At 73.8% G+C, this 11,720-nt stretch carries 16 protein-coding genes; 10 read left to right on the forward strand and 6 right to left on the reverse strand.

What is annotated here, in order from left to right; translation table 11 throughout:
* Positions 1-132 precede the first annotated feature (132 nt).
* The 8 genes from AB0F89_RS20380 (at position 133) to pcaC (ending at position 6,033) form a co-directional block, all read left to right on the forward strand.
* Positions 133-1,530: a PP2C family protein-serine/threonine phosphatase gene (locus tag AB0F89_RS20380; protein WP_367138488.1), complete on the forward strand. Its 1,398-nt coding sequence runs from the start codon at positions 133-135 to the stop codon at positions 1,528-1,530.
* A 142-nt stretch (positions 1,531-1,672) separates the two neighbouring features.
* Complete coding sequence (locus AB0F89_RS20385) at positions 1,673-1,945, forward strand: hypothetical protein (protein WP_367138490.1); 273 nt, start codon at positions 1,673-1,675, stop codon at positions 1,943-1,945.
* Positions 1,946-2,029: 84 nt separating this feature from the next.
* The gene (locus tag AB0F89_RS20390; RefSeq protein ID WP_367138492.1) at positions 2,030-2,230 is read left to right on the forward strand and encodes a hypothetical protein; all 201 of its coding nucleotides are present in this window, start codon (positions 2,030-2,032) and stop codon (positions 2,228-2,230) included.
* A gap of 80 nt (positions 2,231-2,310) precedes the next feature.
* Complete coding sequence (gene pcaH, locus AB0F89_RS20395) at positions 2,311-3,018, forward strand: protocatechuate 3,4-dioxygenase subunit beta (protein ID WP_367138494.1); 708 nt, start codon at positions 2,311-2,313, stop codon at positions 3,016-3,018.
* Complete coding sequence (pcaG, locus tag AB0F89_RS20400) at positions 3,011-3,574, forward strand: protocatechuate 3,4-dioxygenase subunit alpha (RefSeq protein ID WP_367138496.1); 564 nt, start codon at positions 3,011-3,013, stop codon at positions 3,572-3,574. Before pcaH ends, pcaG begins: the two co-directional genes overlap by 8 nt.
* The gene (gene pcaB, locus AB0F89_RS20405) at positions 3,549-4,922 is read left to right on the forward strand and encodes a 3-carboxy-cis,cis-muconate cycloisomerase (protein ID WP_367138498.1); all 1,374 of its coding nucleotides are present in this window, start codon (positions 3,549-3,551) and stop codon (positions 4,920-4,922) included. The genes pcaG and pcaB overlap by 26 nt, the downstream gene beginning before the upstream one ends.
* Complete coding sequence (gene pcaD / locus AB0F89_RS20410) at positions 4,919-5,662, forward strand: 3-oxoadipate enol-lactonase (protein WP_367138500.1); 744 nt, start codon at positions 4,919-4,921, stop codon at positions 5,660-5,662. Before pcaB ends, pcaD begins: the two co-directional genes overlap by 4 nt.
* On the forward strand, positions 5,659-6,033 hold the full coding sequence (gene pcaC, locus AB0F89_RS20415) for a 4-carboxymuconolactone decarboxylase (protein WP_367138502.1): 375 nt from the start codon (positions 5,659-5,661) through the stop codon (positions 6,031-6,033). Before pcaD ends, pcaC begins: the two co-directional genes overlap by 4 nt.
* 102 nt (positions 6,034-6,135) lie before the next feature.
* On the opposite strand, the gene AB0F89_RS20420 is transcribed toward pcaC, so the two are convergent.
* The 5 genes from AB0F89_RS20420 to AB0F89_RS20440 all read right to left on the reverse strand — a co-directional run bounded on the left by AB0F89_RS20420 (position 6,136) and on the right by AB0F89_RS20440 (position 9,271).
* Complete coding sequence (locus tag AB0F89_RS20420) at positions 6,136-6,834, reverse strand: DUF3618 domain-containing protein (RefSeq protein WP_367138504.1); 699 nt, start codon at positions 6,832-6,834, stop codon at positions 6,136-6,138.
* The gene (locus tag AB0F89_RS20425) at positions 6,810-7,262 is read right to left on the reverse strand and encodes a phage holin family protein (RefSeq protein ID WP_367138506.1); all 453 of its coding nucleotides are present in this window, start codon (positions 7,260-7,262) and stop codon (positions 6,810-6,812) included. Before AB0F89_RS20425 ends, AB0F89_RS20420 begins: the two co-directional genes overlap by 25 nt.
* Positions 7,249-7,974 carry a hypothetical protein gene (locus tag AB0F89_RS20430; RefSeq protein ID WP_367138508.1) on the reverse strand — a complete coding sequence of 242 codons (726 nt, stop codon included), beginning with the start codon at positions 7,972-7,974 and terminating at the stop codon, positions 7,249-7,251. Before AB0F89_RS20430 ends, AB0F89_RS20425 begins: the two co-directional genes overlap by 14 nt.
* Positions 7,975-8,178: 204 nt before the next feature.
* The gene (locus tag AB0F89_RS20435; RefSeq protein ID WP_367138510.1) at positions 8,179-8,574 is read right to left on the reverse strand and encodes an SSI family serine proteinase inhibitor; all 396 of its coding nucleotides are present in this window, start codon (positions 8,572-8,574) and stop codon (positions 8,179-8,181) included.
* A gap of 157 nt (positions 8,575-8,731) precedes the next feature.
* The gene (locus tag AB0F89_RS20440) at positions 8,732-9,271 is read right to left on the reverse strand and encodes an MOSC domain-containing protein (protein WP_367138511.1); all 540 of its coding nucleotides are present in this window, start codon (positions 9,269-9,271) and stop codon (positions 8,732-8,734) included.
* A 101-nt stretch (positions 9,272-9,372) separates the two neighbouring features.
* Between AB0F89_RS20440 and AB0F89_RS20445 the strand changes: the two genes are divergently transcribed.
* Together AB0F89_RS20445 and AB0F89_RS20450 are read left to right on the forward strand one after the other, a co-directional pair.
* Complete coding sequence (locus AB0F89_RS20445; protein ID WP_367138513.1) at positions 9,373-9,609, forward strand: hypothetical protein; 237 nt, start codon at positions 9,373-9,375, stop codon at positions 9,607-9,609.
* A gap of 294 nt (positions 9,610-9,903) precedes the next feature.
* A complete protein-coding gene (locus AB0F89_RS20450; RefSeq protein WP_367138514.1) occupies positions 9,904-10,890 on the forward strand; it encodes a LacI family DNA-binding transcriptional regulator in 987 nt (328 codons plus the stop codon).
* A gap of 4 nt (positions 10,891-10,894) precedes the next feature.
* On the opposite strand, the gene AB0F89_RS20455 is transcribed toward AB0F89_RS20450, so the two are convergent.
* Positions 10,895-11,530 (reverse strand): MBL fold metallo-hydrolase, encoded by a 636-nt coding sequence (locus tag AB0F89_RS20455; RefSeq protein ID WP_367138516.1) that lies wholly within the window; start codon positions 11,528-11,530, stop codon positions 10,895-10,897.
* Positions 11,531-11,720 lie beyond the last annotated feature (190 nt).

An 11,720-nucleotide genomic window follows, 5' to 3' on the forward strand; every position in this document is an offset into this window, starting at 1 on the left:
ACAGGGTCACGTCCGTGTCGTCCTGAGCGGTCGTCACACGAGCCTCCGATGTCAGCGCAACTGCGCCAAGCCTGCCACTGTTGGTGGTGGCTTGTCCGATAGGTTGGGTCGAACCGACACACAGGAGCCGTGATGGCCCAGGGCTACCGGCAAGGCGCCGAGACGGGCCTCGACCTCGACGCGTGGCGTCGCGTGGTCGACGGCTTCCACGAGGCCGTCGTCGTGCTGGACCCGGAAGGCGTCGTCCGGTTGGCGAATTCCCCGGCAGGCGCGCTGTTCCCGCAGGCGAGGACCGGCTCGGCGCTGCCCGCGCCCGCCCGGGGCGCCCGGCGGCAGGAGCTCGGCGGCGGCTGGGTCGCGTGGTACCGGGGCGTGGACGACCACCTGGACGAGGCCACCCGCCTGCTGGCGCCGCTGACCGACCGCGCGGACGCGGTGCGGGCCGTGGTCGAGCTGGCGCCCGTCGATCACGCCGTGGTGGTGCTGCCAGGGGTGCGCGGTCGTCTGGAGTGGTGGCGGCGCACGCCCGCCGGCGACGTGGCGGTGGCCCGCACCACCCCTCAGGTGGCCGGCACCGCGCCCGGTCTCACCGAGGTGCTGGACGGGGTGGTCGACCACGCCGAACTCACCGAACTGGGTGATGGGCCGTGGGGCGTGTCGGGGGTGGGCGTGGCGGTGCCGCTGACGCCGGGCGGCGCGCTGGTGTGCTTCGGCGGCACGTGGGGCGTGGACCTGCTCAAGCGGTACGCGGCGCGGGTCGAGCCGGCGGTGGCCGCCGGCACCCGGGCCGGCGAGCAGCAGCGGGTCGTGGAGGCGTTGCGGGCCAACCTGCTGCCCACCCCGCTGCCGGAGGTGGTGGGGGCCCGGCTGGCGTGCGTCTACGAGCCCGCGCACCGGGGGGCGATGATCGGCGGCGACTTCTACGACGTGCACCCGCGCGAGGACGGCAGCGCGGCGTTCGTGCTCGGCGACGTGGCGGGCAACGGGATCGAGGCGGCGGCGCACAGCGGCCGGGTGCGGCAGAGCCTGCACTCGCTGCTGGTGGTCGAGCAGCGGCCCGCGCACCTGCTGCACCTGCTCAACGCCGCGCTGCGGGCGGCGGGCAGCCGGCTGTTCACCACCCTCGTGGTCGGCTCGATGATGCCGGTGCAGGCCGGTGGGCTTCGGCTGACCCTGTCCGCCGGCGGCCACCCCGCGCCGCTCGTGCTGCGCGGTGACGGGCGGGTGGACGAGGTGGCGGTGCACGGCGGCATCGTCGGCGTGCTGGCCGAGGTGCGGTTCCACCAGACCTCGGTCACCCTCGCGCCGGGCGAGACGCTGCTGCTGTACAGCGACGGGTTGACCGAGGCGCGCAAGCACGACGACCGGCAGGAGCTGTTCGGCGACGCGCGGCTGAAGTCGGCGCTGGCCGACTGCGCCGGCCTGTCGGCCTCGGCGGTGTCGGACCACCTGCGGCGGGTGGTGTTCGACTGGCTGGGGCCGACCGAGCACGACGACCTGACGCTGCTGGTGGTGCAGGCCGCGCCCTGACGGCGCGCGGGTCGGCGGCGCGCAGGTCGGCGGTGATCGGGTCTGCGGTGATCGGGCGAATCACCCGGCGGCGGTTGACGTCCCGCCGTCGCGCCCGACCCTGCTCACGTCGGGACTTCGGCCTGCGCGGTGGAGGTGGGCGGTGAGCGGCGGTCGGTTCGGCGGTGCACCGCACGATCCGACCGCCGCCACCCTCGCGCACCGCTTCCTCGGCACTGCTGACGCCGACCTCGGCCGGCACGACGAGGCGATCGGGCACCTGCGGCAGGCGACGGCCCTGTTCCGCGACCTGGACAACACCCACCCGCACGCCGCCCGCGCCGCGTGGGAGAGCGCGCTGGAGGTGTACCGGGCGCAGGACGGCGACGACGACGTCGAACGGGTGCGGCGGCGCCTGGCCGGGCTCGGCGGCTGATCGTCGCGCCGGTCGCATCCCGGTCGAGGACGTGTCCGCCAGAGGGGGTGATCACCGTGCCGGCTGTCGCTAGCCTCGGGTGACGTGGAGCCACCCCTGGACGCGGTCGCACTCGCCCACCGCCGGCTGCTCCGGGCGATCGCCGGGCTGACCGACGCGCAGGTCGCCGAGCCGTCGCCGCTGCCGGACCTGGGGCCGTGGCCCGCCTACCCGGCGCGTCGGCAGGACCTGCCGGACTGGCACGCCGACGGATCGCGCCTTCCGGTGAGTGGAAGATCCCGTTGACCTCCGTCGAGCGCCCTCAATAGCGTTCCGCCGCGCCCGCGGCCGGACGCCCGCGGCACGACGATCCGGAGGACAACGAGGTGCCGACCTACCGCTCGGACGCGTCGTCGCACCCGCCCGCGCACTTCCCCGAGTACCGGTCCAACGCGCTCCGGGCGCCGCGCCGGCCGTTCGCGCTGCTGCCGCAGCGGCTGGGCGAGATCACCGGGCCGCTGCTCGGCGAGGGCCGCGTGGGCCCGGACGACAACGACCTGACCCTGGGCCACGACGGCGAGCCGCAGGGCCAGCGGATCATCGTCGCCGGCCGGGTGCTGGACGGCGACGGCCGGCCGGTCGCGGGCACGCTGCTGGAGGTGTGGCAGGCCAACGCGGGCGGCCGGTACCGGCACGACGCCGACCGCCACCCCGCGCCCCTCGACCCGAACTTCACCGGTGTCGGCCGCACGATCACCGACGCCGACGGCCGCTACTCGTTCACCACCGTCCACCCCGGCGCGTACCCGTGGCGCAACCACGACAACGCCTGGCGGCCCGCGCACATCCACTTCTCGCTGTTCGGCACCGCGTTCACCCAGCGGCTGATCACCCAGATGTACTTCCCCGGCGACCCGCTGTTCGACCAGGACCCGATCTTCAACTCGGTCCGCGACCCGGCGGCGCGCGCGGCGATGGTGGCCCGGTTCGACCTGGCGACCACCGTGCCGGAGTGGGCGCTGGGCTACCGGTGGGACATCGTGCTGCGCGGCAAGAACCCCACCCCGCTGGACGAGGACGACGACGATGAGTGAGCTGCGGACCACGCCGTCGCAGACCGTCGGCCCGTTCTTCTCGTTCGGCCTGGTGTGGGAGGACGGCCCGTTCGTGGTGCCCGAGGGCACGCCCGGCGCGTTCCGGGTCGGCGGCGTCGTGCTGGACGGCGCGGGCGCGCCGGTGCCGGACGCGGTGGTCGAGACCTGGCAGGCCGACCCGGACGGCCGGTTCGACCACCCCGACGACCCGCGCGGTCCCGTCCGCCGGCAGGATTTCCGCGGCTTCGGCCGCAGCGCCACCGACCCGGACGGGCGGTACTCGGTGCTGACCGTCAAACCGGGCCCGCTGCCGGTGCCCGGGGGCGGTCGGGAGGCACCCCACCTCAACGTGTCGGTCTTCTGCCGGGGCATGCTGGTGCGGCTGGTCACCCGCATCTACTTCCCCGACGAGGAGGCCAACGCCGCGGACCCGGTGCTCACCTCGATCGACGACCCGGCCAGGCGGGCCACGCTCATCGCCGGGAGCGACCCGCTCGGCTACCGCTTCGACATCCACCTGCAAGGGGAGCATGAAACCGTCTTCTTCGACCTCTGAGCACACCTCCCGGTCGAGCGGGGCCCGCTCGCTGTGGGGCACGCTGTTCACCGACCCGGACGTGGAGGCCGAGACCTGTGACCGGGCCTGGGTGCGGGCCATGCTGGACTTCGAACGCGCGCTGGCGATCGTGCAGGCCAGGGCGGGCATCGTGACCGAGGAGGCGGCGCGGATGGTGGTCACGGCCATCGACGTCGGGCACTACGACCCGGTCGCCCTCGGCGAGGGCGCCATCACCTCGGGCACCCCGGTCGTGCCGCTGGTCCGCGCGATCGGCGCGCACGTCACCGCCGAGGGGCGCGCGGCCGTGCACAACGGCGCCACCAGCCAGGACGTGCTGGACACCGCGCTGTCGCTGGTCGCGCACCGGGCGCTGGGCCCGATCCTGGCCGGGCTGCGCGGCGTGGCCGCCGAGTGCGAGCGGCTGGCCAGGCGGCACCGCGACACGCTGATCGCCGGTCGGACGCTGACCCAGCACGCGCTGCCGACCACGTTCGGGCTCAAGTGCGCGGGCTGGCTGGTCGCGGTGGACGAGGCCGAGGCCGCGCTGACCCGCGTCCGCGAGCAGCGGCTGGCCGTGCAGTTCGGCGGCGCGGCGGGCACGATGGCGGCGGTGCGCTCGGGCGGCGACCTGACCGGGCAGCTGGCCGCCGAACTGGGCCTGGCCGCGCCGCTGATCCCGTGGCACACCAACCGGACCAGGGTGGCCGAGCTGGCGGGCGCGCTCGGCGAGGCGTCCGGGGTGCTGGCCAAGATCGCCCAGGACGTGGTGCTGCTCGCCCAGACCGAGGTCGCCGAGGTGGCCGAGGCAGACGGCGGCACGTCGTCGGCGATGCCGCACAAGCACAACCCGGTGCGCGCGGTGCTGGTGACCGCGTGCACCCGCCGCGTGCCGGGGCTGGTGGCCACGGTGCTGTCGGGGATGGCGCAGGAGCACGAGCGGGCGGCCGGGGCGTGGCACAGCGAGTGGCAGACCGTCACCGACCTGCTGCGGCTGGTCGGCGGCGCGGTGCGCGGCGCCCGCGAGCTGCTGCCGCGGCTGCGGGTCGACCCGGGTCGGATGCGCCGCAACCTGGACCTGACCGGCGGGCTGCTGATGGCCGAGAACGTCGCCGGTCGGCTGGCCGACCGGATCGGCCGGGCCGAGGCGCAGGAGCTGGTGGCCGAGGTGTGCCGGACCGCGGCGGCGTCCGGGCTGTCGCTGCGCGAGGCGCTGCTGGCCGACCTGCGGATCGGGTTGTCGGAGACGGAGTTGGACGACGCGCTCGACCCGGCCGGGTACACCGGCAGCGCGGGCGAGTTCGTGGACCGCGCCCTGGCGGCGCACCGGGGGAGGGGCCGGCCGTGAAGCCGCACTACGAGTTGACCGGTCCGCCGGGCGCGCCGGTCGTCGTCCTGGGCAACTCGCTGGGCACCACGACGGCGTTGTGGGACCGGCAGTTACCGGTGCTGCACCGGAGGTTCCGGGTGCTGCGCTACGACCACCGCGGGCACGGCGGGTCCGGCGCGCCCGCGGGCCCGTACCGGATCGACGACCTCGCCGACGACGTGCTGGAGCTGCTGGACGCCCTCGGCCTGGACCGGGTGTCCTACTGCGGGGTGTCGATGGGCGGCATGGTCGGCATGTGGCTGGCCGGGCACGCGCCGGAGCGCATCGAGCGACTGGTGCTGTGCTGCACGACGGCCGCGTTCCCGACCGGTGTCCCGTGGCTGGACCGGGCGGCGGCCGTCCGCGCGGCCGGGACCGGTTCCATCGCCCCCGCCGTCGTCGGCCGCTGGTTCACCCCGGCCTTCCGGTCACCGGAGCTGGTGGCCGCGTTCGAACGCGGACTGTCCGAAGTGGACGACGAGGCGTACGCCGGGTGCTGCGACGCGTTGGCGGTGATGGACCTGCGCTCGGTGCTGCCCGCCATCGAGGCGCCGACGGCGGTCATCGCGGGCAGGCACGACGAGGCCACGCCGCCGGACTGCGGCCGTTCCGTCGCCGCCTCGATCCCGGGCGCGTCGTTCCACCTGGTGGCGGGGGCGCACCTGGCGAACGTGGAGGCGGCCGACGAGGTGTCGGCGATCCTGGACGAGCACCTGTGAACCCGGTCTTCGACGAGGGCATGCGGGTGCGCCGGGAGGTGCTGGGCGACGAGCACGTGGACGGCGCGGTCGCGCGCACCGACGCGTTCACGGCGGACTTCCAGGACTTCATCACCCGCTACGCGTGGGGCGAGGTGTGGACCAGGCCGGGGCTGGAGCGGCCGGTGAGGTCGTGCGTCGCGCTGGCCGTGCTGGCCGCGCTCGGTCACGAGCAGGAGTTGGCGATGCACGTCCGCGCGGCCCTGCGCAACGGGGTCACGCGCGAGGAGATCAAGGAAGTCCTGCTGCAGGTGGGGGTCTACGCCGGCGTCCCCGCCGCGAACCGCGCGTTCGCCGTGGCGCAGCCGATCCTGGCGGGCGAGCCGTCGTGAGCGACTTCCCGGCGCGCTGGACGGACCGCGAACGCGAGCAGCGCCGCTACCCCGCGAAGGGGAGCGGCGCTGCTCGCGTGCGCTGAGCGGGAGGGTGGTCCGCTACTGGCTCTTGACCTCGGACTTGACCTGCTGGCCGGACTCGCGGGCGTGCTGGCCGACCTCCTGGGCCGAGCCCTTGGCCTGCTCCACGGTCGTCTGGGTGGCTTCCTGCGCCACCTGCTTGACCTGGTCCGCCGCCTCGCCGACCACCGCGGTCGCGTCGTCCTTCAGCTTCTGCGCGGACTCGGTGAGGGCTTCCTTCACCGGCTCCACGGCGCCGCTCGCCCGCTCGCTGAGCTGCCGCACGGCGTCCTGCTCGGCCCTGGTCGCCGGGATCAGGGTGGCGACCAGCGCGCCCGCCCCGAACGCGATCAGGCCGGCCGCCAACGGGTTGCCGCGCGCCTGCTGCCGTGCCTGCGCGGGCGCGTTCTGCACGGCGTGCGCGGCCTCCTGCGCCTTCTCGCCGACCACCGAAGCGGCCTGCTGCGCCTTGTCGCCGACGGTCGACGCGGCGTCGTGCGCCCTGTCACCGACGGTGGACGCCATGTTCGCCGTGCGGTCCTGCACCGTCGACGCGGTCTCCGGAACCGTGCCCATGACTCGCTCCTTCAACGTGCTCATCCGGGACCGGACCCGGTCCACCCGGCGTTGGGCGATGTTGCGCGGCCTCGTGTGGTCGACGATCCGGTTCGCGTCGGCCACCAGCTCGGCGCGAGTCCGGTCGATCTCGTGCCTTATTTGGTCGGGTGACGGGCCCATTCCGCGTCCTCCTTCAACGTCTCGATCGTGCGCTCCGGCTTGGGGTTGACGGTCTTCAGCCGCGCGCGGCCGGCGGAGAACAGGGCGAACCCGGCGATGCCCCACAGCACGGCGACGACGAGCGTCGCCCACCCCAGGCCCATGAACGTCGCCAGGCCGAACGCGAGCGCCAGGCTCAGCAGGACCGCGGTCATGTAGCCCGCGAACCCGGCCGCGCCGAGCATCCCGGCGGCCTTGCCCGCCTTGGTGGCCTCCTGGCGGATCTCCGCCTTGGCCAGTTCGAGCTCCTGCCGCATCAGCCGGGACAGGTCCTCGGTCAGCTCACCGATCAACTGCCCCAGCGACGCCTCGTCGTCGGCCGCCCCGGTCGGGGGTATCCGGCTCTCCGGCACCCGCACCTCCCGCACGTGCGGCTCAGCGCTGGACATACGGCGCCCCCTCCGGCTGGTACGGGGCGCGCGGCGTCGGCGTTCCGTAACCGGGCGTGCCGTAGCCGGGGGTGCCGTACTCCGGTGAAGAGCCGTACTCCGGCGAGCTGTACTCCGGCACCGGCGACGGCGAGGACGCCACCGGCGGCACCGCGCTCTGCGCGGCCACCGGCGTGGTCGGCAGGGTGTCGGTGTAGCCGTGCTGCGGCTGCTGCGGCTGCGCGTGCTTCGGCTGGTCGGGGGCGTTGAGGCTCTTCGCGGCCCGCGCGATCAGGAAGCCGGCCACCGCGGCGCCGATCAGGAACGTGCCCGGCTTGCGCCGGGCGTAGTCCTGAGTCGTGTCCAGCAGGCCGCTCGCGCCCCGTTCGTCGAGGTAGCGGGCCGCCTTCCGGCCGGCGTCGGAGACCTGGCGCAACGTGCCCGCGGTCAGCGAGTCCGGGCCGGAGTTCTCGGCCATCGACCCCAGCTCGTCGGCGATCCGGTCGATCTGCTTCGACACCCGTCGCGCCTGGTCCTCGGCCTCGCTCGCGACGCGCTCGCGCATGTCGTGCACGACGTGCTTGGCCTGGCCCTTCGCCTCGTGGGCGACCTGCCCCACCTGCTCACGCGCGGTCGCACGCACCTCTCCGGCGGCCTGCCTGGCGTGCTGCGCCACGGCGGTGCCTTCCTGCTCGGCGGTCTCGCGGACCGCACCCACCTGGTTCTCGTCCACGACGGACTCCTCACGGTCGGCGTGCTCTCGCCTACCGACCTACCCATCTGGGCGAGGGCTAACCTCCTTCGCAAGAACAACCATCTGGGTGACCGTCGCCACAGCGGAACGCCGGGCGGGTAATCGGCGGTGAATGCGCGGCGACCCCGCGGCCGGGTTCCGGCCGCGGGGTCGAATTGTCGGTGGTGGTGTCCGGTGGACGGGTCAGAACGAGAAGACCGTGCCGGTCTCCTGCTCCATCACGCACCGGTTCGGGAATTCCTCGACGTACCGCACGGGCTCGCCGCGGTAAGAACCGAACGCGGCCACCGTCACCGGCGTGTAGTCGAACGTGCACAGCTGCGGCTCGGTGCCCTCCAACTGCGCGAAATCGCCGTCAGCGGCTTCGATCTCGCCGCACGCGGCCTGCGCCGCCCGGTGCTCACCGGCCGCCGGGTCGCAGGTCAGGCGGGTGCTCTCGACTCCGGTCCGCTCGTCGTAGACCGCCAGCACGAGGTCCGTCTCCGGTGGTGCGGCGGCTGCGGAGCCCGCGCCGATCAGCGGGGCGGCCAGCAGGCCGGAGGCGAACAAGGACGCCATGAGGGTTCGTGTTCGTCGCATGGCAATGGGGTGACCCGATCGAGTGGAACGTATTCGGCAGGATTCGCATCTCACCGATATGCACTAATCTGTGAATTAACGTTTCCAATTCACGCAGAATAGCTCGGGAGAGGTGTCCGGCGCGGTTTGGACCGGGCTTCACCAGGTATTTTCCCGGTTAAACCGGCACCAGCGGGGTGTGCGGCCCGGCGGGGAGTTCGACCCGGATCCCGTCGCCCGGCCCGACCACGCCGCCCACCAGGACGACCGACATGACCCCCGCCCGGCGGACCACGTTGCCGTCCTCGTCCCGCCCGACGACCCGCTTGAGCAAGCCGTCCTGGAACCGGTCGATCTGCGGGCACGGGTTGCGCAGGCCCGTCACCTCCACCACGGCCTCCGGACCGAGGCGCAGCAGCGTGCCGGTCGGCAGCGCGAGCAGGTCGACGCCGCGCGTGGTCACGTTCTCGCCGAGCTGGCCGGCGGCCACCTCGAAACCGGCGGCGTTCAGCTCGTCGTGCAGCTCGGCGTGCATGAGGTGCACCTGGCGCAGGTTCGGCTGCGTCGGGTCGCGCCGCACGCGTGACCGGTGCTTCACCGTGACGCCCTGGTGCGCGTCGCCCTCGACGCCGAGGCCGGCCACGAGCGTGATCGAGTCCTGGTTCGGCTTGGTGAACGTGTGCTCGGCGCTGCGGCTCACGGCCGTGACCATCCCCATGGGGCCGACCCTACCCAGGCGGGACCGAGCCCCGGTAAGACTTCGCGGCCCCGCGGCGATAGACCAGGTGCACAACCACCTGGGGATGATGGTGATCGGACATGGATGACGAGTTGAACCACCGGGCGCGAGCCCTGCTGCGCGCGATCGGGGCGGGTCGCGCCGAGGTGACCCGGAGCAGCGAACCGGACCTCAGGGTCGACGGCCTGCTGTGCTGCGACCAGGTCGCCGCTCGCGAGCTGGCTCACGCCGGACTGCTCCGCCCGGCGGGGCGCGAAGCTCCCGGACCGTGGGTGCCCGCCGAGCTGACGCCCGCCGGTCGGGCTGTCATCGCCTGAGCTGACGCCCGCCGGTCAGGCCGTTGCCTGAGCCTGTGCCGACCGGCTGGGCTGTCGTCGCCGGATTCGGCAGCCGCCGGTCGGGCTGTTATCGCCTGGGCCGGTGCCCACCGGCCGGGCCGTCGTCGCCTGACCACCGCCCGAATGGGGCGCGCCTGACCGGTGTGCCCGGATCGGTCCTGCGCGGAACAACTCTTGACGCTGCGTGCACGTAGCGGTTGACTGCGTGTCCGTAACCGGTTTCGGTACCGGTTACGGAACCGTTTCAGCAGGGCAGCAGCCGAGGAGTGCACCGTGCGGGTCACGATCGCCGAAGTCGCCCAACGCGCCCAGGTGAGCAAGGCGACCGTGTCCCGCGTGCTCAACGGCAAACCGGACGTCGACGCCGCCACGGCGGCGCGGGTGCGGCAGGTGATCGCGGACGTCGGCTACGTGCCGAGCGCCCGCGCCGTCGGCCTCGCCCGCGGCCGCGCCCGCACCGTCGGCATGCTGGTGCCGTCGTTGACCTGGCCGTGGACCGGCGAGGTGGTGCAGGGCGCGGTGGACGAGCTGGAGGCCGAGGGGTACGGGCTGCTGCTGTACACGGTGAACCGGGGTTCGGAGTCGCTGGCGCAGTTCGCGAGCCACGTGTCGGCGAAGGCGTTCGACGGGCTGCTGGTGATCGAGCCGCCGGACACGTTGAGCTACATCGAGACGCTGCACGACCAGGGCCTGCCGGTGGTGATGATCGACGATCGCGGCAGCCGGCCCGGGTTCCCGTCGGTCAGCACCACGAACCGGGAGGGCGCGCAGGCCGCCGCGCAGCACCTGGTGGCGGCCGGGCGGTCGGCGTTCGCGGTGGTGACGGGACCGGCGAACTTCGGGTGCGTGCGCGAGCGGCTGGACGGGTTCCTCGACGCGCTGGGCGACGCGGGGGTGCACGTGGACCCGCGGTTGGTGGTGGAGGGCGACTTCAGCACCGATCGCGGCGCGGTGGCCACGGAGAAGCTGATGGCGACCGGGTTGCGGTTCGACGCGGTGTTCGCGCACAACGACCTGTCGGCGCTCGGGGTGGTGCGGTCGTTGAGCGCGGCCGGCCGGAAGGTGCCCGACGACGTCGCGGTGGTCGGGTTCGACGACATACCCATCGCCGCGCACGCCGAGCTGACGACCGTGCGGCAGCCGATGCGCGAGATGGGCGAAGCCGCCGCCCGGCTGCTGCTGTCGCGGCTGGAGGGCGCGACCCTGGCCAGGGAGCCGGTCGTCCTCCCCACCGCCTTCGTCGCCCGCCGATCGGGCTGACCGGTCAGGGCCGAGCGATCAGCGGGTCGCCGTGGCCCACGCACAGCACGGCCGGTTCGAGGGCGAGCAGGCGGTGGACCGAGTCGAGCAGCCGCGGCCGGTCCACGTTGAACACGCCCGGGATCGCCGCGCCCTCCCAGGTGGCCACCGTGTCGCCGGTGAACAGCACCCCGTGCTCCGGCAGGTGGATCGCGATGCTGCCCGGCGTGTGACCGGGGATCGACAGCACGCGCGCGCCGCCGCCGAAGTCCAGGACGTCGCCCTCCTCCACCTCCCGGTCCACCGGTGACCGCGGCGCGACGGGCACGCCCGGCGTGATCCGGTCGAACAGCTCCCGCTCCTCGGGCGGGATGACCGGCGCGGGCGCCGGCGCGAGACCCCGGATCACCGGCGCCTCCAACGGGTGCGCGCACACCTCCGCGCCCGTCAGCGCCCGCAGTCGCGCCGCCGAACCGATGTGGTCGTCGTGGAAGTGCGTCAGCACGATCCGCTCCACCGGTCCCAGCTCGGCGATCCGCTCCGCGTGCCCGGTGGTCCCGGTGTCGACGACGGTCAGCGCGCCGCCGTCGTCCCACACGTACGCCTGCCCGACCGGGAACCGCAGCATCCTCAGGCCGGGCGCCACCTCGATGATCTCCACGCCCGCCAAGCTAAACCGCTCGACCGCCGCACCGCGCCGGGTTTCGCCACGGGCGGACCGGACCGGTTCCCGATCACCCGGAGGTGTTCGATCCGGTGATCCCGGGTAGTCCAGGACCCAGCATGGGGGACAACACTACGTTGGGAGCCGAAATGCCCTGGGTCCAGCGACACCGTCGCCGCGTGCCGTA

Source organism: Saccharothrix sp. HUAS TT1 (assembly GCF_040744945.1).
GTDB lineage: Bacteria > Actinomycetota > Actinomycetes > Mycobacteriales > Pseudonocardiaceae > Actinosynnema.

Bases quoted from the DNA above. Each gene is read 5' to 3' on its own strand.
- AB0F89_RS20380 (WP_367138488.1), top strand. From the start codon at position 133: ATGGCCCAGGGCTACCGGCAAGGCGCCGAGACGGGCCTCGACCTCGAC.
- pcaG (WP_367138496.1), top strand. From the start codon at position 3,011: ATGAGTGAGCTGCGGACCACGCCGTCGCAGACCGTCGGCCCGTTCTTC.
- pcaB (WP_367138498.1), top strand. From the start codon at position 3,549: ATGAAACCGTCTTCTTCGACCTCTGAGCACACCTCCCGGTCGAGCGGG.
- AB0F89_RS20420 (WP_367138504.1), bottom strand. From the start codon at position 6,834: ATGGGCCCGTCACCCGACCAAATAAGGCACGAGATCGACCGGACTCGC.
- AB0F89_RS20425 (WP_367138506.1), bottom strand. From the start codon at position 7,262: ATGTCCAGCGCTGAGCCGCACGTGCGGGAGGTGCGGGTGCCGGAGAGC.
- AB0F89_RS20435 (WP_367138510.1), bottom strand. From the start codon at position 8,574: ATGCGACGAACACGAACCCTCATGGCGTCCTTGTTCGCCTCCGGCCTG.
- AB0F89_RS20440 (WP_367138511.1), bottom strand. From the start codon at position 9,271: ATGGGGATGGTCACGGCCGTGAGCCGCAGCGCCGAGCACACGTTCACC.
- AB0F89_RS20445 (WP_367138513.1), top strand. From the start codon at position 9,373: ATGGATGACGAGTTGAACCACCGGGCGCGAGCCCTGCTGCGCGCGATC.